Source organism: Rothia nasimurium, assembly GCF_928381705.1.
GTDB lineage: Bacteria > Actinomycetota > Actinomycetes > Actinomycetales > Micrococcaceae > Rothia > Rothia nasimurium_G.
The window spans coordinates 111,259-130,155 of the sequence record NZ_CAKMSR010000003.1 but is presented as its reverse complement, the minus strand read 5'-3'; the positions used below and the strand labels follow the sequence as shown (position 1 = coordinate 130,155).

At 59.8% G+C, this 18,897-nt stretch carries 13 protein-coding genes and 1 tRNA gene; 4 read left to right on the top strand and 10 right to left on the bottom strand.

Features of this window, described 5'->3' with window-relative positions:
* Positions 1-10: 10 nt before the first annotated feature.
* The 4 genes from dop to L6762_RS03830 form a co-directional block, all read right to left on the bottom strand.
* The gene (dop, locus tag L6762_RS03845) at positions 11-1,615 is read right to left on the bottom strand and encodes a depupylase/deamidase Dop (protein WP_237185665.1); all 1,605 of its coding nucleotides are present in this window, start codon (positions 1,613-1,615) and stop codon (positions 11-13) included.
* A gap of 2 nt (positions 1,616-1,617) precedes the next feature.
* The gene (arc, locus tag L6762_RS03840; protein WP_237185664.1) at positions 1,618-3,303 is read right to left on the bottom strand and encodes a proteasome ATPase; all 1,686 of its coding nucleotides are present in this window, start codon (positions 3,301-3,303) and stop codon (positions 1,618-1,620) included.
* A gap of 87 nt (positions 3,304-3,390) precedes the next feature.
* Positions 3,391-4,425: a tRNA (adenine-N1)-methyltransferase gene (locus tag L6762_RS03835; protein WP_237185663.1), complete on the bottom strand. Its 1,035-nt coding sequence runs from the start codon at positions 4,423-4,425 to the stop codon at positions 3,391-3,393.
* A gap of 65 nt (positions 4,426-4,490) precedes the next feature.
* Entirely contained in the window at positions 4,491-5,636 is a 1,146-nt protein-coding gene (locus L6762_RS03830; protein WP_237185662.1) for a site-2 protease family protein, read from the bottom strand.
* Positions 5,637-5,736: 100 nt separating this feature from the next.
* Here L6762_RS03830 and L6762_RS03825 point away from each other — a divergent pair, with 100 nt between their 5' ends.
* Positions 5,737-6,621 (top strand): PAC2 family protein, encoded by an 885-nt coding sequence (locus L6762_RS03825; RefSeq protein WP_237185661.1) that lies wholly within the window; start codon positions 5,737-5,739, stop codon positions 6,619-6,621.
* Here the strand turns inward: L6762_RS03825 and mshC are convergent.
* The 4 genes from mshC to L6762_RS03805 all read right to left on the bottom strand — a co-directional run bounded on the left by mshC (position 6,618) and on the right by L6762_RS03805 (position 10,377).
* On the bottom strand, positions 6,618-7,922 hold the full coding sequence (gene mshC, locus L6762_RS03820) for a cysteine--1-D-myo-inosityl 2-amino-2-deoxy-alpha-D-glucopyranoside ligase (RefSeq protein ID WP_237185660.1): 1,305 nt from the start codon (positions 7,920-7,922) through the stop codon (positions 6,618-6,620). The two genes, L6762_RS03825 and mshC, sit on opposite strands and share 4 nt — an antisense overlap.
* Positions 7,923-8,042: 120 nt before the next feature.
* Entirely contained in the window at positions 8,043-8,873 is an 831-nt protein-coding gene (locus tag L6762_RS03815) for an undecaprenyl-diphosphate phosphatase (protein ID WP_237185659.1), read from the bottom strand.
* Positions 8,874-8,962: 89 nt separating this feature from the next.
* Positions 8,963-9,262, bottom strand: coding sequence for a hypothetical protein (locus L6762_RS03810; RefSeq protein ID WP_237185658.1), 300 nt, complete (start codon positions 9,260-9,262; stop codon positions 8,963-8,965).
* Between the two features lie 152 nt (positions 9,263-9,414).
* Complete coding sequence (locus L6762_RS03805) at positions 9,415-10,377, bottom strand: L-lactate dehydrogenase (RefSeq protein ID WP_237185657.1); 963 nt, start codon at positions 10,375-10,377, stop codon at positions 9,415-9,417.
* A gap of 387 nt (positions 10,378-10,764) precedes the next feature.
* On the opposite strand from L6762_RS03805, the gene L6762_RS03800 reads away from it, so the two are divergent.
* Positions 10,765-12,831: an MDR family MFS transporter gene (locus L6762_RS03800; protein WP_237185656.1), complete on the top strand. Its 2,067-nt coding sequence runs from the start codon at positions 10,765-10,767 to the stop codon at positions 12,829-12,831.
* 82 nt (positions 12,832-12,913) lie between these two features.
* On the opposite strand, the gene L6762_RS03795 is transcribed toward L6762_RS03800, so the two are convergent.
* The gene (locus L6762_RS03795; protein WP_237185655.1) at positions 12,914-14,419 is read right to left on the bottom strand and encodes a protein adenylyltransferase SelO; all 1,506 of its coding nucleotides are present in this window, start codon (positions 14,417-14,419) and stop codon (positions 12,914-12,916) included.
* A gap of 247 nt (positions 14,420-14,666) precedes the next feature.
* Positions 14,667-14,752 (bottom strand) — tRNA-Leu (locus L6762_RS03790).
* A 148-nt stretch (positions 14,753-14,900) separates the two neighbouring features.
* On the opposite strand from L6762_RS03790, the gene pepN reads away from it, so the two are divergent.
* Both pepN and L6762_RS03780 read left to right on the top strand, forming a co-directional pair.
* Complete coding sequence (gene pepN / locus L6762_RS03785; protein WP_237185654.1) at positions 14,901-17,561, top strand: aminopeptidase N; 2,661 nt, start codon at positions 14,901-14,903, stop codon at positions 17,559-17,561.
* A gap of 115 nt (positions 17,562-17,676) precedes the next feature.
* On the top strand, positions 17,677-18,846 hold the full coding sequence (locus L6762_RS03780; protein WP_237185653.1) for an HIRAN domain-containing protein: 1,170 nt from the start codon (positions 17,677-17,679) through the stop codon (positions 18,844-18,846).
* Positions 18,847-18,897 lie beyond the last annotated feature (51 nt).

Below are 18,897 nucleotides of genomic sequence, written 5' to 3'. Positions count from 1 at the left end.
GATATGACGGCTAGCTGTGCTGCTGCTGGCCGGCCAGTAGGGCAAAAAGCTGGTCTGCGTGCTCTAGCCCCAGGTGGGGTTCAACGATTTCGGCGGTAAAGTACTCGGGGTTATCCATGGTCAGGCGGTGCAGGTCGATGGAGAGCGGGTTGCGTACCGAGAGGGTGTCCCAGTTGGCTCCCACGACCTCGTCGGGCCAGGTGGTGATGAGTTTACCGCGCAAGTAGGCACGGGTGTCGCGCGGCGGCTCGGCGGCGGCCCGGGCAATGTCTTCGGGGCTGAAGAGTGTCTTCATGCGGCCCAGGGCTACCAGCTTGTGGTACAGGCCCTTGCCGGGGCGGACGTCCGAATACTGCAGGTCGATGGCGGCCAGCTTGGGGTTATCCCAGCTCAGGCCCCGGTCAACGTAGCCCTTCAGTAGGGCGTACTTGGCAACCCAGTCCAGGCGGTCGGCCAGGGATAGGGGGTTATCTGCCAGGGCCTCTAGCACCTCGCCCCAAAGCTGCAGAATCTCGGCGGTTGCCTCATCGGGGTTGGTCTCTAGCGCGATGGCAGCATCGAGGTAGGCCCGCTGAATCTGCAGGGCGCTCATGCTGCCCCCGCCCGCGAGGGGCAGCTTGGCGCTCAGGGTCAGGTCGTGGCTGACCGTGTGCATGGCAGCAACCGGGTCAGCCAGTTTAATGGCAGGAGCAGTCTTGGCCTCGATGAGGTTCAGTACCAGGGACATGGTGCCGAACTTGAGCAGGTTGGAGGTGTGCGACAGGTTAGCGTCACCGGTAATCACGTGCAGGCGGCGATAACGGTTGCTGTCGGCGTGGGGCTCGTCGCGGGTGTTAATCAGCGGGCGGCGGACGGTGGTTTCCAGACCGACGGTGCGCTCAAAGAAGTCAGCACGCTGGGAAATCTGAAAACCTGCCTGCTCCCCCGCTGTACCCAAGCCCAGCCGTCCTGCCCCCACCATGACCTGACGGGTAGCGAAGAAGGGCAGCAGGCTAGCTGCCAGGTACTCAAAATCGACGGTGCGGGGCACCAGATAGTTCTCGTGGGAACCGTAGGACTGGCCCTTGCCGTCCGTATTGTTCTTGTAGAGGTTGACCGCAGGCATAGCCGAACTCTGGCTAGCGGTTACCTTTTCAATGGTGGCTACGGTTTGTGCGGCGATGTGGTCGCCTGCCGCATCCCAGAGGACGGCGTCGCGCGGGTTAGTCACCTCGGGCGAGGAGTACTCGGGGTGGGCATGGTCCACATAAAAACGGGCCCCGTTGGGCAGAATCGAGTTCATGGTGACCGCATCCCAGTCGATACGCTCGGCAAAATGCCCGGCCTCGCTCAGGGCTTCTGCCGCGATATCTTCGCTGGTGAGCACGTGGGCGGTATCGGTTAGCTGGGTGGGGTGGGCCTGCTCGCGCGGCATGTCGAAACCGCGCGCATCGGCTAGCGGTGCTTCTGAACCGTACTCCCAGCGGGTCTCAAGGGCCGCTGAGAGCTCCTGCTTGAAAAGGGTGTCGTAGGTGTTGACCACAAAGGCAGAGAGCACCGTGGGGTTGGCGTGGGGCTTTGACGGGGCATGAACCCCATACTCGGTCTCGGCCCCCATGATACGGCGAACAGTCATCGCTAGACCCCCGCTCCGGTATCGACGGCACGAGCCGGGGCGGCGTTAAGCACGCGCAGACGAATGTTAAGGGTAGAGAGAACATCCTCAATTTCGCTAGCCTGGGGAACCTCGACCTGATCCTCGAACTCTGCGCGCACGGCCTCAAGCAGGTGCTCGGTGCTGATACCCTCAGCCCCGGTAGACAGGTAAGACTTAATCGCCAGCTTCTTAGCCTGATCGACAATATTGCGGATCACGGCACCCGAAAGGAAGTCGCCCCTGAAGAGCCAGCGGCTCACGCCGTTCTCTAAATCAACACTGATGTAGCGGTTCGCCGGCTCAGCGGAGAAGAGATTCTCGATGACCGTCTCAATCATGCTGGCAACCGCCTGCTGCTGGGACCCAGCTCGTGCCACCTCAGCCTGACTAATCGGCAGATCCTCTGTCAGGTAAAGCCCGAAGATTTCGGCAGCGCCGGCCCGGTTGGGGCGGTTAATACGGATTTTCACGTCCAAACGCCCCGGGCGCAACACGGCCGGGTCAATCATGTCTTCGCGGTTGGTCGCACCAATCACAATGACGTTATCCAGGCTCTCAACCCCGTCAATCTCAGCCAGAAGCTGGGGCACAATGGTAGTTTCTACGTCCGAAGACCGGCCCGAACCGCGGGTGCGGAAGAGCGACTCCATCTCGTCAAAGAAAACTACCACGGGGTGGCCCGCGCGTGCCTTGTCGCGGGCAGCAGAGAAGATATCGCGAATCTGTCGCTCGGTCTCACCCACATACTTATCCAGCAGCTCCGGACCCTTGATGTTCAAGAAGTAGCCGGTCTTTTTACCATTCTCAGACCGCTCCGCAGCCCGCGCAGCCAGAGAGTTAGCCACAGCCTTGGCAATCAGGGTCTTACCATTGCCAGGAGGGCCGTACAGCAAGATACCCTTGGGCGGGGTAAGGCGGTACTGGCGGTAAATATCGGGATGCAAGAAAGGTAGCTCAACGGCGTCCCTAATCAGGTCAATCTGGTCACCCAGACCACCGATATTGTCATAGGTAACATCGGGTACCTCTTCCAGCACCAGCTCCTGGGCATCGGTATGGGGAACCAGGGAGGTCACCATCTGAATACGCGAATCGTAGGTGACGGTATCCCCCACCCGCAGCTCGTCCGGGTCCAGAGCGCCCGAGATGCGGGCCACAGCCTTAGACTGATTGGGCAGGTCAACCACCAGGTGATCGTGATCGAGCACCTCACGCACCGTCACCACATCACCGTAGCCCTCAAACCCCAGCGACACCACGGCCTGGGTCTGCTCGTTGAGCAGGACGGTCATACCCGGCTTCACTTGGGCAATCGGTAGCAGGGGTGAGCAGGTGATACGCACCAGGCGGCCGCCCAAGAGCACATCAAGATGCTCCTCAATCTCAGCCGGAGTCTTACCCTCGGCAAGATCCTGGTAGGTTATCGTCGCCCCGTGCACCCTCAGCACCAGGGCAGAATTCAGCGGCGGAGCCACCTCCTGAGCCAGCGCCATGCGCAAATGCTCAATCTCGTTCTTCGTCTTGGTCAGAGCCGTCACCAGCTTCTGGTTACGCTCGCCAGCCGCCCGCAACTGCCGATCCAGATTGCGGCGGTTATCGTTAGCGATATTGAGCTGCCGCAGAATACGCTCGTAATCTACCGACGAAACGGTTAAACGTTCACTCATGCTGGGGCACTTCCTTCTGGTGACGACTCACCGGTGAGTCAGAACCCCGCCACCCCAATCATCGGGTGGCGGGGCCGTCATGGGGTTTTAGTTTTCGGAATCCTGGTCAGCCTGCGCTGCCTCAGCCTTTTGGGCGGCGGAGGCGGCCTTTTCAGCCAGGTTCAGGGCATCGCGACCGGCCCGGCGGAGCTTACGGTCAGAGACATTGCGCTCGCCCAGGGCTGCGGGAGTCCAGGCGTTCATATCCTCTTCTGAGAAATCGGTCTTTGAGGCACGGCGTTTGGGGGCCAGACGCTCTGCCCCGTCAGCTAGGCGGCGGGCGGTAATGAGGAAGCCGGTGTGGGCTACCATGCGGTGGTCGGGGCGCACTGCCAGGCCCTCAACGTGCCAGCCTCGTACCATGGTTTCGTGGGATTCGGGCTCGGTGAAGCGGCCATCGGCGCGCAGGGCCTCAGCCACGCGGGAGAGCTGGGTTACGGTTGCAACGTAGCAGATGATGACGCCACCGGGCGCCAGGGCGGTGGCTACAGCATCCAGGCACTCCCAGGGGGCCAGCATGTCGAGGACGGCGCGGTCTACGCTACCGGGTTCTTCAACCTCGCCCAGTGCTTCAGCCAAATCGCCCAGGGTCAGCGACCAGGCGGGGTGCTCCCCACCGAAGAAGGTCTCGATGTTGCCGCGGGCGATATCGGCAAATTCTTCTCGGCGTTCGAAAGAGCGCAGGTGGCCGCCGTCCCCCACGGCCCGCAGCAGGGCGATAGAGAGGGCACCGGAGCCGACGCCAGCTTCAATCACGCGGGCACCGGGGAAGATATCGGCCATGGCCACAATCTGGCCGGCATCCTTGGGGTAGACCACGGCAGCGCCGCGGGGCATAGAAAGCACAAAATCCTTGTAGAGCGGGCGCAGGGCCTGGAACTTGAACCCCTCGGAGTTTTCAATCACGGTGCCCTCAACGTTGCCGATGAGCTCGCTGTGCTTAAAAAAACCGCGGTGAGAGTGGTACTCCCCGCCTTCAGCCAGGGTAATGGTGGTCATGCGTCCGCGCTCGTCGGTTAGCTGGACGCGCTCTCCCGGGCGGAAGGGGCCACGACGGTTGACACTACCGGTAGGGGTGCTCATAAGGTCAGATTTCTCTTTCGTTTTTGGTCTGGTTTCTTCTATTGTCTCAGAAAAGCGCGGTGGGGTCATTTAGATGAAGACGTGCCAGCGCCCACGGTGGCCAGCACCGCCTGGGTCATGGCCTGGGAGGTTACCAGACCTACGGGGGTGGCGGCGTCCATCACCACCCAGGTGAGGTTCTGCCCCCGCTGCTCTTCGGGCAGCCGGTAGTGGGCAAAGCCGCTGTACTCATCGAGGGTGTCGATGTAACCGGTCTGCATGTCCAGGGTGCGGGCTGCAAGGGGCTGGGCGATAGCGGCCAGGGGCTGCTGGTCAAGAGTGCCCAGCGAGGCAGCGAGGGTTGTAGGGTCAACGAGGGCAAGGGGGTGCACGGATGTTCCCTGCTGCTCTACCAGGAGAAGGTGGGATACGCCGTCCCAGCGCTGGTGGGCACCACCGATGCTGCTGTGCGGGTCAGCGAGCTGGGCGGGGACCATCAGGGCGGACGCCCGTAGGGGATGGTGAGGGTCAGAATCCTGCGCGAGTTGTTTGAGGGAGTGGTTGGTACCGCTCCACAGATAAAAGGCCAGGGCAGCGGCCACCAGTAACACCCAGGGGGACCGCCACAGGCCGGTAAAGAGCAGGGCGCTAGCTAAGAGGGCAAGGAGCAGAAGTCCCGTATAGGCCGTCACCCGGGTTGCCACCGACCGGCGTCCTACCAGGATAAAGACCAGGGCTTCGAGGGCATAGCCACCGTCGAGGGGGAAGGCCGGTATCAGGTTAAAAATACCGATAGCAAGGTTGACCTGGGCAGCTAAGGCGAAGCCAAAGAAGTCGGCGGAACCCGTCACCAGCCAGATAAGCTGGCACAGGGCCGCTACCGCAAAGTTCACCAGCGGGCCAGCCACCGACACCAGTAGCGAGGTAGCCGCCGAAGCGGTCTGCATCTTGGTCTGCCCGCCCCACATGTTCAGGGAGATAGACGAGATCCGTACCCCCCGTGCCCGGCCCACCGCAGCGTGTGCCAGTTCGTGGGCGAAGACTCCCAGCGCCAGGGTACCGGCAACCACACCTGCAGCGAGATAGCCCTGCACCTCTGTTAAAGACCGCAATGACGCCAGATTCATACCGTAACCCACCACAACCAAAGCCATGAGGGGGAACCAGGAGAGGCGCAGATATATTGGCGCCCCCGCGAAAGAACCAATCCGAAGACCCGGATGGGACGTCATACCTTTACCTCCTGAGCGCTACATCACCGGAGCTACCGCCCCGGAACTCTCTAGTCTATTGCCTGTAGAGGTTACGGCCTATCAGGAGTAGGATATGGGGGTGATTAATCAGCCCCTCCCCCTCAACGCTCTGAACCATTTTGCAAGCACCTCCACCCTACCGGCTCACGCCCCCACCGTGCTCCTGGTCGGTTTCGCTGGGTGGAATGACGCCGGTGATGCCGTTATCGACGCCTTCCGCGCACTGTGGGAGCACTACCCCGCCACACCGGCGCCCGGCTTTGACGTGAGCGGCTGCTACAACTACACCGAAACCCGGCCTCTTCTGAGTATCGACGAGGACGGCACCCAGCGCATTGCCTGGCCCGATACAGTCTTCACCGAGGCACACACCACCGCCGGCGTCCGCCTGCTGACCCTCTCGGGTCCCGAACCCTCCATGAACTGGCAGGCCTACATCGAGCGTTTTAAAGACCTGGTGCAGCGGGAACAGGTTGACCTGGTTGTTTTCTGCGGGGCCCTGCTCGATGAGGTCCCCCATACCCGGCCCCTGCCGCTAAGCGTCACCAGCTATACCAGTAGCGTCCTCGCCTTAGAGGGCGTAGAAGCCAATGCCTACCAGGGCCCAACCGGCCTGATCGGCGTGTTGGCGTTCGAGGCCGGGCAGGCTCACATACCGGCGCTCTCCCTCTGGGTCTCGGTTCCCCACTACCTGCCTGAGCCGCCCCACCCCAAGGCAACCTTCACCCTGCTCTCTGCCCTCGAAGCGATTCTGGGCTTCCCCATGCCCCTAGAGCGCAGCGCAGACGACATCGCCAGCTGGAACCACCAGGCCGACGCCCTCATCGAGGACGAGCCCGAGCTGGCCAGCTACGTACGAACCCTAGAATCAATAGCTGAGGCCAACGACGATATCGCTGACCTCAGCCAAATAGATATTGCGGCCCAGTTCGAGAAATTCCTCAAGGACCAGGACGACAACTAGGCAGCAGGTACCAAATCAACACCCAGGCGGGCCATGAGCAGGTCGGCTACCAGCTGACCGCCGGCACCACCGTTCTCAAGGGTAGAGAGGGCCCACTGGTCAAGGGCAACCAGAGCGGCGGGAGTGTTGAGGTCGTCGGCAAGATGCTGGCGGACGCTCTCAAGCAGGGAAAGGGCGGCCTCATCGGGCTGCCCCTCGGCAGCTTCCGCAGCCGAGCGGTAGAGTTCCAGACGCCCCTGGGCCTTGGTCAGCAAATCTTCCTGCCAGAACCAGTCGGTGCGGTAGTGGTTATCCATAATCGCCAGGCGGATAGCAGCAGGTTCTACACCGGCAGCCCGCAGCTTCGACACCAGCACCAGGTTACCCAGGGACTTGCTCATCTTCTCCCCGTCAAGACCCACCATGCCGGTGTGCATGTAGTGGCGGGCCATAGGCTCACCGTTCAGGGCAAAGGAATGGCTCGAACCCAAATCGTGGTGCGGGAAAATCAGGTCAGAGCCACCGCCCTGAACAGAGAAGGGTGCGCCCAGGAACTCACTCGAGATCACACTGCACTCGATATGCCAGCCGGGGCGGCCGCGTCCTAGCTCCCCCGCCTCCCAGGCAGGCTCCCCCGCCCGCTCAACGCGCCACAGCAGGGGGTCAAGGGCATTACGCTTACCGGGGCGATTAGGGTCACCGCCGCGCTCGCCAAAAATGGTCAGCATCTCTTCCAGACTGTAATGGGCCACCTGACCCAGCGACCAGCCGCCTTCGCGGCCTTCACCCAGTTTCTGGGCGGCCTCAATATCGAAGTAGATATCACCGTCGGGCTGGGTAACACCATGCTCATCGGTGAAACCGGGCACGCGGTAGGCCACGCCCTCGTGCAACAGTTTCTGCACGGCAGCCGCCACAGAGGGCACCGAGTCGACAACGCTCACGTAGTGGTCGGGGGCAATGACGTTCAGGGCCACCATATCGGTACGGAACAGCTCGGTCTGTTCCTCAGCCAGCTGCCGCCAGTCAACGCCGGTCGCTTCGGCACGTTCAAGCAGGGGATCATCAACGTCGGTGACGTTCTGTACGAAGGTTACCTCTACCCCGGCATCTCGCCAGGCTCGGTTCAGCACGTCAAAAGCAACATAGGTAGAAGCGTGCCCCATGTGGGTAGCGTCGTAGGGGGTAATACCGCAGACATACAGCCCGGCGCGGCTCTCACGCTCAAGGGTCTGCCGGCCTCCGGCCGCAGTATCAAAGACGGTGGGAAGGGGCGCCTGCCCCGGTAGTGACGGAATGGTGGGCTGGTCCCAAGCTCGCATGAAAACCTCACGATAGTTGATGTGCGCCTACCCCAAATAGCCTCGGGCGGCACTTTTTCTCTTCCTAAAACAATACCCGCCCGGAAAGGTATTTCCGGGCGGGTAAAAAGTGAGACAGGTCTACGCGGCGAGGACGCCGGTGCCCAGCAGGATGTACAGGGCAAGACCCAGCGCGATACGGTACCAGACGAAGATGCTGTAGCTCTTGTTGGAAACGTACTTGAGGAACCAGCCAATGATCAGGTAGCCGACCACGAAAGCAACCAGGGTTGCGACCATGGTGGAACCGAAACCGTAGTAGCCGGTGAAGCCCTCAGAGATGCTGCCTGCCAGCTTGTAGAGGCCCGAAGCGAAAACCGCGGGGATTGCCAGCAGGAAGGAGTAACGGGCGGCAGCCTCACGGGTGTAGCCCATGAGCAGACCGGCCATGATAGTACCGCCGGAGCGAGAAACACCGGGAACCAGGGCCAGGGCCTGCGCGAAACCGTACAGAATACCGTGCTTGATGGTGAGGTCTTTCAGCTCGCGCTGTTCGCGACCGATACGGTCTGCAATACCCAGGAAGATTGCGAACACAATCAGCATGGTTGCGGTAATCCAGAGGCTACGGAAGGTTGAATCGATGTAGTTCTCCAGCAGGATGCCCAGAATACCAATCGGCAGGGAGCCGATGATAATGAACCAGCCCATGCGGGCGTCCGGATCCTTCTTATCAACCTTGCCCACCAGAGAACCGAACCAGTTCTTGATGATGCGAACGATGTCCTTCCAGAAGAAGACCAAAACAGCCGCTTCAGTACCCAGCTGGGTGATAGCGGTAAAAGCCGCACCGGGGTCCTCACCGTTCGGCAAGAACTGACCCACGATACGAATATGACCCGATGACGAGATCGGCAAAAACTCAGTTAGACCCTGGACGAGACCCAGGATGATTGCTTGTATCCATTCCACAGCAGAAAACTCTACGCGAGTCAAAGAAAAAGCACAGCACCGCTCGCGGTGCTGTGCTTGGAATAACAGGTAGAACCTAGATAACCGGTCTACTTCTGCTCTTCATCGAGGTAGTACTCCACCTCGTCATCGTCTTCGTCGTCTTCATCATCGAAGTCGTAGTCAAAGTCATCGTCGTCATCTTCATCTTCGATGAAAACTTCGAGCGGTGTGACCTCTTCGTAGGCGTCGAACAGGGCTTCTTCGTAGCGTTCAAAGGCGTTTGCGATGGCTACGTAGGTGTTGTCGACGGCGGCGTCGTGTTCACCGCGGCTATTGATAATAGCGTTGAGGTGCTCTTCGAGGGCGGCGGTCAGGTGAGCCAGTTCGGCACGAGGGTTATTACTCATACAGTAGACGTTACCCCCTTTCTCAGTGCGTGGGAAATACCGGGCGGTGAAAATTTGGTGAATCACACATAACAGTGCCGCCCCGCTCGGGTGGGAGCGGGGCGGCACCGTCTATAGGGCTAGGCTTCGGATGCGCTAGTGCTTATCCGGTTTTAGAAGCCCAGGGTTGCCAGTGAGGAGTTGATGGCGTTGGCTGAGGCGCGCAGACGCTCGATTTCCTCGTCGGTCATGGGGACGTCGAGTACACGCTTGACGCCGTCACGGGAGACAACTGAGGGCAGTGAGAGAGCGGCTTCACCCTCGATGCCGTAGCGGCCGCGTACCTGGGTTGCGACGTTGAGTACGGCGTCCTGGCCGTGCAGGATAGCTTCGGCGATGCGGGTCGCCGAGATGCCGATGGCGTAGTTGGTGGAACCCTTACCTTCGATGACCTTGTAGGCTGCACGCATGGCTTCTTCTGCCAGTTCTGCCTTGACTTCTTCGGTGAAGACCTTTTCGCCGTCTTCGTTGGTCCACTCGTCAAGGGGAACCATACCGATGTTGGCTGCTGACCAGACGGGGAATTCTGAGTCGCCGTGCTCACCAACGATGTTGGCGTGAACTGACTTGATGGAGACACCGGCCTTTTCAGCAATCAGCCAGCGCAGGCGGGATGAGTCGAGCACGGTACCGGATGCGAAGCAGCGCTCGGTGGGCAGGCCGGTGATCTTCTGAGCAACAACGGCGAGGACGTCGCAGGGGTTGGTGACGATCATGAGGATAGCGTTGGGGGCTACCTCCATGACCTTGGGAAGCATGGACTTGAAGATGTTGACGTTTGCTTCTGCCAGTTCGAGGCGGGGCTGGCCGGGCTTCTGGCGGGCGCCTGCGGTAACGATGATGAGGTCTGAGTCGCGCAGGATTTCTACATCGCCACTGCCTGAAACTTCAGCTTCGTGGGCGAACATGGTGCCGTGGGCGATATCGAGGCCTTCTGCCTCAGCGCGCTCACCGGCGATGTCGTAGATAACGATTTCATCAGCTGCGCCGCGCAGGGTTGCTGCGTAGGCGGTTGCTGAACCAACACCACCTGCGCCGATAACGCCGAGCTTGGTGTTCTTCTTTTCGAGAGCCATGGGAGGTTCCTTTCAGCAGATGCTGTGCGGTTGTTTTGTGTTCGTTACATCTCAAGTATGCCAGAAAAAATACGCTTTTATGTGGGTTTATCTGCTTTTCATTTGGGGTTTTGCTGACCTTTAGTCAGAAAAGCCCACAAAACCAAATATGTGCAGGATGACCCTTTGTGAAAGCTCACACCCGGTCTTACGTAGATAATTTCAAGCCACCCTGCCCACTGTGGCGCACAAGACGCTTTCAGAAGGAAGTATTTTTGCAGAACTGCACTTAAGCTTGTTAAGTTCGCGAACCCAAGACTACGCAACCGCCCGCCACAAGCGTCCGCGCACCGTAGACCAAGCAAAACCGCGCGAACCCGCAATTCACTCCAGACCTAAAGGTTCGTCATGTCTACAGCACCAGCTACACCAGAGCAGACAACCACCCAAGACCAACCCCTCATGACCCATCGGCAAATCATGCTGGTCATCGTCGGTCTTATGGCGGGCATGTTCCTCTCATCCCTCGATCAAACCATCGTCTCTACAGCTATCAGGACGATCGGTGATGACCTCCACGGCCTAGAACAGCAGGCGTGGGTCACCACCGCCTACATGATCACCTCCACGATCACCACCCCTATCTACGGCAAGCTCTCCGACCTCTTCGGCCGTCGCCCCCTCTACCTCTTCGGTATCGTCGTCTTTATTCTGGGTTCGCTTTTTTCCAGCTTCTCCACCTCGATGATTATGCTGGCTGCCTTCCGCGCTTTCCAGGGCATCGGTGCGGGCGCCCTCATGTCTCTGCCTATGGCGATTATGGGCGATATGCTGGCTCCCCGTGAGCGCGCCAAGTACCAGGGCTACTTCCTGGCCGTCTTTGGCATCTCCTCCGTGCTCGGCCCCCTCACCGGTGGCCTCTTTGCCGGTAGCGACGAAATTCTGTGGATTACCGGCTGGCGCTGGGTCTTCCTCATCAACGTCCCCATCGGTATCATTGCCCTGGCTATGGTCTGGAAGTTCCTGCACCTGCCTCGCATCACCGATGCTGCCCTCAAGCCCCGCGTTGACTGGTGGGGTGCAACCAGCGTTGTTGTAGCTCTGGTCCCCCTCCTGCTCGTGGCTGAACAGGGTCGCGAATGGGGCTGGACCTCCGCTGCGTCCATCACCTGCTTCGTCATCTCCGCCCTGGGTCTAGCAGCCTTCCTCATCATCGAATCCAAGATGGGCCAGGACGCCATCCTCCCGCTGGCTCTCTTCCGCTCCGGTGCCTTCTCCATGTCGTCCCTTCTGGGCTTCCTGGTTGGCTTCGGCATGTTCGGCGCCATGATGACCATCCCCCTCTACCTGCAGATTGTCACCGGGCTAACCTCCACCGAGTCGGGCTTCGCAACCCTACCCATGATGGCCGGTATTATGACCGCCTCCATCGTGTCGGGTCGAATGGTCGCTAGCACCGGTAAATACCGCATCTTCCCCATTCTGGGCACCGCCCTCATGGTAGTTGCCTACTACTACCTGACCTTCATGACAGCGGACCGCCCCCTCTGGTTCCTCATGCTAGGCATGTTCATCATGGGTCTTGGCCTGGGTCAGCTCATGCAGTCCCTGACCCTGGCAGCCCAGAATGCTGTTGCTCCCTCCTACATGGGTGTGGCGTCCTCCGCCGCCACCTTCTTCCGTCAGATCGGTGGCACCATGGGTACCGCCGTCCTGCTGTCGGTTCTCTTCTCAGCTATGCCCGGCAACATCATGAAGGCCATGGGCAACGAGGACGACCTGCGTTCGGGTCTTGACGCCGCGCTGACTCCCGCAGTGGCCTCCGCTCCTGAAAACCAGGGCATCATGGAGCAGATGTGGAATCAGATTGTGGAGCCCGCCCAGAGCTCTATCGCCTCTCAGCTCTCAACCGCCTCTGACCAGGCTCGAACCGCCGCCGACGATACGGTGTACCAGCAGGTTTCTGCTGCGGTTCAGGCCCAGGTTGACGCTGGTGCCCTGCCTGCCGACCAGGCCCAGACCTTCATTGACACCCAGGTAGCTGAAGCCACCCCGGCCGCTGAAGAGGCCGCACTGGCATCTGCCGCCGAGCAGGCTCACGCGTCGGTTCAGGACGGCACCCTGGCCGTTGACTGGTCCGATGAAGCCCAGCGCTCCTACTGGGTAGACCAGCTCACCCCCACCCTGGCAGAGCAGATTTCTTCTACCTCCACCGATGGTGAAGGCTCAGGCGTTTCAACCTCTGATACCTCTTACCTCACCGGTGCGGACGCCCGCCTCACCCGCCCCTTCATGGTTGGCTTCAACGCTTCAACCCTGTCGGTCTACTGGGTTGGCTTCTTTGCCACCATTCTGGCCTTTGTTCTGACTCTCTTCTTCAAGACTCCCCCGCTGCGTGCAGCTTCGGGTCTGCAGGAGAACGCTCAGGGCAACAAGCAGGCTGAAGATGCCGCTCCCGCTAGGCACTCCCAATAGCAGAAGGCCGGGGCCTGCCACCGATGAATTCGGCGGCAGGCCCCGGCCTTTTTAAACCAAATTCTAGATAAGAGAAGTTGCTCTATGTTCCGCAAAAGCTCGTGAAGAAGCGGGACTCGGCAGGAGCGCCTTCCAGATAGTCCAGGCCGGCATGGCGCTCAAAGGGGTTACTGACGGCTTCCAGCAGCTCCTCAATCGGTTGCTGGTTTCCACGCTCCATCTGCCGTAGGGCAGCGTCGAGGGCTAAATTTCTCGGGATGTAGACAGGGTTATGTGCCAGCATGAGTTCCGTGGCCCATTCAGGGGTAGTACCTGTAGCGACCTTCAGTTCTTCCCACCGAGTCAACCAGCCCTGCCGGTCTTCCTCGGGTAGCAGGCAGGTTCCTTCTGTCAAAGACCTAAAGAACCCTGTAAAGTCCAGCGCGTGGCGCTCGAGTAGCCCCAGGGTTGCCTGCCCAAACCTGCCTACCTGGGCGCGGACGCCCTCACCAACCCCACCCCGGTCAATCCCCAGCTTGGCAGCAAATGCCGCTATTTGCTGCTCTACCACTTCATCTTCAAACTCCGAGATCACTTCGGTGGCTAGGTGGATTGCCCGGTTCGGGTCTTCAGGGTCGATGATATCGAGCAGGGTTTCGGCAAAACGGGAAAGGTTCCAGGCGGTGATACCGGGCTGGTGGTTGTAGGCGTAGCGGCCCTGGCGGTCGATAGAACTAAAAACCTTGCCGCGCTCAAAAGCATCAATGAAAGCGCAGGGGCCAAAATCGATAGCCTCGCCGGAAATAGTCACGTTATCGGTATTGAGCACCCCGTGCACGAACCCCAGCGCCTGCCAGCTAGCTACCAGGTGAGCTTGCCGCCGCGCCACGGCCCGAAGCAGAGCAAGGGCCCGTTCACTGCTGGTTTCTCCCGAGATGAGGTCAGGGTAATGACGGGCCAGGGCATAATCGACCAGCTGCCCCCGTACCTCAGGGTCGCAGTGATACTGGGCATACTGGAAGGTACCTACCCGCAGGTGGCTAGCGGCAACACGTAGGACCAGACCCGCCGGCTCCGGTTCAGGTGCGCGGCGCTGCACCTTCTCTCCGGTCTCGAACACGGCCAGGGCCCTGGTGGTCGGCAGGCCGAGCGCATGCAGGGACTCTCCGATGACAGCCTCGCGCCAGGCCGCCGACAGTGGAGCCTTACCGTCCGAACCGGGGCGCGAGAAGGGCGTCCGGCCACTGCCTTTCAGGTGCAGATCGCAACGGGCAACCCCACCGCCTTCTTCTCGCGCGGGGGTAGCCAGTTCGCCAATGAGGTGGGCCCGACCGTCACCCAACACCGGCGAGAGCTGCCCGAACTGGTAGCCCGAGTAGGCCAGGGCGACCGTGGGGGCCTCTCCCCTGCCAGTCATCCAAGCTAGACCGGCGTCAGTGCGCAACCAGGCCGGGTTCAGCCCCAAGTCGCGGGCAAGATTCTCGTTGAGCCAGGCCAGGCGGGTACCCTGCGGGATGTCCGGCTGGGCACGGCGGGTGAGGTCGGGGAAGGTCTCGCTGTAGGTATGGTCAAGGAGCGGGGCGGACGCACGGGGTTCAGTAGGCTGCATAGGGCTAGTTTATCGCCGGTCTAAGGCTAGAGAGACTGGCTTGGAGGCTGGGAGCTGCCACCGATTTCAAAATTTTTTAAGGGCGCCAGGCAAAAATAATCAGTTTAACTGATGAGTAAAGTTGATAATCTACCGGGGTATAAAATTCCGCCAGAGCCTGACTCGCAGCAGAGGGGCCTAAATCAACAAAAAACCGGCTCCTGTTGACAGGAGCCGGTTTTTCTATATCCCACATGGGGTTTTCTTGTGCGCGAGGGGGGACTTGAACCCCCACCCTCTAATACGAGGACTAGCACCTCAAGCTAGCGCGTCTGCCTATTCCGCCACCCGCGCAAGGTGTCTTGCAGACTTCAACTGAAGCCGTGCTGGCAACGAGTTATTACTATACACAAGGTTTAGCGAACGTGCAAAATCCACCTTCCACTACCCCACCAGCACTTTCTAACTCGACCTTGTACATACAGGGGCTTACTATGGTGATGTGAATAACGAAAATTTGACTCAAGAAGAGGCCGCTCTGCGGGCCCGTACTATCAGCGTTGATACCTACGATGTGCATGTTGATCTCACTCATGCCAGCTCTGATTTTGAAACTTATCCGGTTGCTACGACTGTTCGATTTACGGCGTCTGAGGGTGCTAGTACTTTTATTGACTACATTCATCAGTCGGTGGAGTCGGTGAAGCTGAACGGGGTGTCGCTGCCTGTTGATGAGGTGGTTGAGGGTTCCCGTATTGTCCTGCCGGGTTTGCAGGCGGAGAATACTCTCACTATCAAGGGGCGGTCATACTTTAGCCGCTCGGGTGAGGGTCTGCACCGCTACATTGACCCGGCCGATGGCAAGATTTATCTCTACACCCAGTATGAGCCGGCGGATTGTCGTCGGGTTTTCCCGAATTTTGAGCAACCCGACCTCAAAGCTGTGTTCAACTTCCGTATTACGGCTCCTAAGAGCTGGGTGGTGAGCTCAAATGCTGAACTGGATCGCGAAATTGATGATCCGTCAGATTCATCGATTTCTAAGCGTGTTTTCAAGCCGACTGCCCGTATTTCTACCTATATCACCGCTATTGTGGCGGGCGAGTACTTTACCGCTTTCGATACCTATACCCCGGCGTCCGCTGTTAATTCTGGGCCTATCCCCCTGGTTGCCTACTGCCGCCAGTCCCTCAAAGAGCATTTTGACTACCAGAACATCTTTGCCGTGACCAAGCAGGGCCTGGACTTCTTCCAGGACCTCTTTGACTATGCCTACCCCTACCCCAAGTACGAGCAGGCTTTTGTTCCGGAGTACAACCTGGGGGCCATGGAAAACCCGGGCCTGGTGACCTTCACCGAGGGCTACATTTTCGTCTCTGGAGCCGACGAGTCCCAGCTTGAGGGCCGGGCTAATGTGATTTGCCACGAGATGAGCCACATGTGGTTTGGTGACCTGGTCACGATGAAGTGGTGGAATGACCTGTGGCTCAAGGAGTCTTTTGCAGACTTCATGGGGCACCTGGGCGCTGCTGAGGCCAATGGCTATAAGGACGCCTGGGTCACCTTTGCGAACTCCCGTAAGGCTTGGGCTTACCGTCAGGATCAGCTGCCGACAACTCACCCGATTGTTGCGGATATCCCCCACCTTGAAGCCGCCCGTCAGAACTTTGACGGTATTACCTACGCCAAGGGTGCGAGCGCCCTGAAGCAGCTAGTTGCTTATGTTGGGTTTGATCAGTTTATTGAGGCTGCGCGGGTTTACTTTAAGCGGTTTGAGTGGGGTAATACGACTCTTGATGATTTCTTGGGTGTGCTCGATGAGGTCTCTGATCGTGATGTTCGTACTTGGGCTGAGGCGTGGTTGCAGACGAGTGGTTTGTCTGAGCTGTCGTGTGAGCGTGTGACCGGTGCTGATGGTTCGGTGCAGTTGGTGGTGCGTCAGCAGTTGCCTGTGGGTGTTCCGGCTGAGTTGGGGCGTCCGCATCTGTTGAAGATTGCCCTGTTCGCGTCTGAGGGCGGGCGTCTGGTGCCTACGGGTGTGGTGTCGGCTGATATTCCTGTGGGTCAGAATGAGGTGCTTGTTGGGTTGACTGATCAGGAGCAGGCTCTTGTGGCTGCTGCTGATGTGGTTTTGCTCAATGCTGAGGATTTGACCTATGCGAAGGTTGCCCTGGCTGAGGCTGATGGGCTTGAGTTTGCTTTGAGTCAGGTGTCGTCGGTGGAGGATGCTCTGTCGCGGGGTCTGCTGTGGGGTAGTTTGTGGAATATGGTGCGTGATGGCAAGCTTGCTAGCCGCCGGTTTGTGCTGGCTGTAGGGCAGGCTGCCGCTGCTGAGCCGTCCGCTACTCTTCTGTCGAATATTGTGGATCAGGCGCAGGCTGCGATTTCTTTGTACACTCCGGCGGGTGCTCGTGGGGAGTTGTGGGATGCCCTGTATGCTGCGCTGTCTGAGGCTCTTGCCGGTGCGAAGGAGGGTAGCGATGAGCAGCTGATTCTGGTGCGGGCGCTGCTGTCTGTGTCGGCGCATTCGCAGCTGGGTCTTGAGTTCGCTCAGGATCTGGCGCGGGGTGCGAGCGGGCAGGTTGAGGGCTTTATTTCTGATGCTCCTGGTATGAGCTATAACCAGACTCTGGGTTGGAAGGCTCTGGGGGCGCTTGCGGTTCAGGACGCGGTGACCCAGCAGGAGCTGGATGAGGCGCGGTCTTTCCGTCCTTCTGCTACGGCTGAGCGTGGCTATGCTTTTGCGACCGCTGCTCTGCCGGTGGCGGCTGCGAAGCAGGCTGCCTGGAACCTGGTAACTGAAGATATGGGCCTTTCGAATGAGTTGCTGTCGGCGACCGCTGCTGGTTTCCAGCACGGGCCGGAGGAGCTGCGCACCGGTTACCGGGACGCTTTCTTTGAGCTTCTTGTACCCACCTGGGCTGCCCGTACCGGCGGTATGGCTACCCGCGTTATTCGCGGCCTCTACCCGGCGGTAGAGCTGGCAGAGGGCACTGCGGGAACCCACCCGGTCGTCCGCGCCACCGAGCGCTGGCTAGCTGAGCATACGGACGCCCCCACCGCCCTGGTGCGACTGGTGCGGGAGCTGCTCGATGATGCCGTCCGCATCCTCAACGCTCAGGCCTATAACGCATCTGCCGCCGAAGAGGTGGCAGGTAACTAGGTCTTTACCTGGGAATCTACGCAGAAAGCCGGTTTTGGGGCGCAGCATTGCAAACCAAAACCGGCTTTTTCGTGAGAAGCTATAGAGAGTAACTTTTTGGGATAAGGAGCCTACTGTGACCGACTACGTACTGGGCGATCGCGGCACCGTGCAGGTCATCACCGATGACTACTACGATGCAGAAATTCTTCAGGTTTTTGAAGAACTCTTGATTGACCGCGAACGGGTCTGGAACGGTGAGGTTCGCCTTGTGCCAGAACCCGATAACCCCTACCAGCCCCAGGCCATTGCGGTCTATGCTGACGACCTCAAGCTGGGGCGTCTTTCTCCCGAGGACTCCGCTGCCTACTGGGGCCCGATTACCCGCGTTGCCGCCTCGGGCTACGACGCTGTGACCCGCATGCAGCTCTCTGCTGTACTGCGCGGGGTCACCGGTGAAACCCACATCGAAAGCAGCGGCCAGCTCTCACTGAGCGCCCCTGGCTCCCTTTTTCCCCTCAATAACGCCCCCACCCAGGCAACCCTGCTACCCCAGGGGGCCTCCATGAAGGTGCTCGATGAGAAGGACCATTCCGAGTACCTGCACTCCATCCTGCCTCCCTCCGGTGAGGGTCGGGTGATTCTCTCCCTGGAGAACAACCAGATTAAGCACGCGGACGGGCGCGTGGTTGACTCGGTCGACGTCCTACACGACCGCAAGGTAGTGGGCCGCCTTTCCACCCAGATCTCCGAGCAGCTGGCCCCCGTCATCCGCTACGCATACGAGCACGATAAGCTCACCAGCGCCTGGGGCACCATCCGCGGCAACTCCTTTGAACTGTCCCTGACCGTGCAGGCTGTCCGCCCCTCTGAAATTCCCGCCGAATGGTACCAGGAGCTCCCCAACTACCTGCCCGAGCTTCTACCGGCCGCGCCCTCCTACGAGGTGCCCCCCGCCTACGTGCCGACCGAGGGTGAAGCGACCCGCAGCAACGCCCCCAAGAAGAAGCGCTCACTCATGCCCAGCCGTCCGGCCGCAAGCGAGCCAACCGCCCTTGAAGCCAACGGCGTAGAAGCCGCAGAACCCACTACAGCGAACTCCCTGGGCCTACAGCGTATCTCTGTTCTCCTTGGGCTTGTCGGCGGGCTGATCCTGGTTACGGGCCTGGTTCTTGTCTTCTTCAAGCCCCTGCTCGGCATTTTAGGTATAGTGCTCGGCGCCTCCGTAGCCTTCCTGGCTCTCTTCGTTGGTCGCGATAACAGCTATACCGAAGAAGAAGTATCTGCCGACCCGCTCGAACACTAGCATCACTATCAAAAGAAAATATAAAGGGAGCCCCACTAGTTTGGTGGGGCT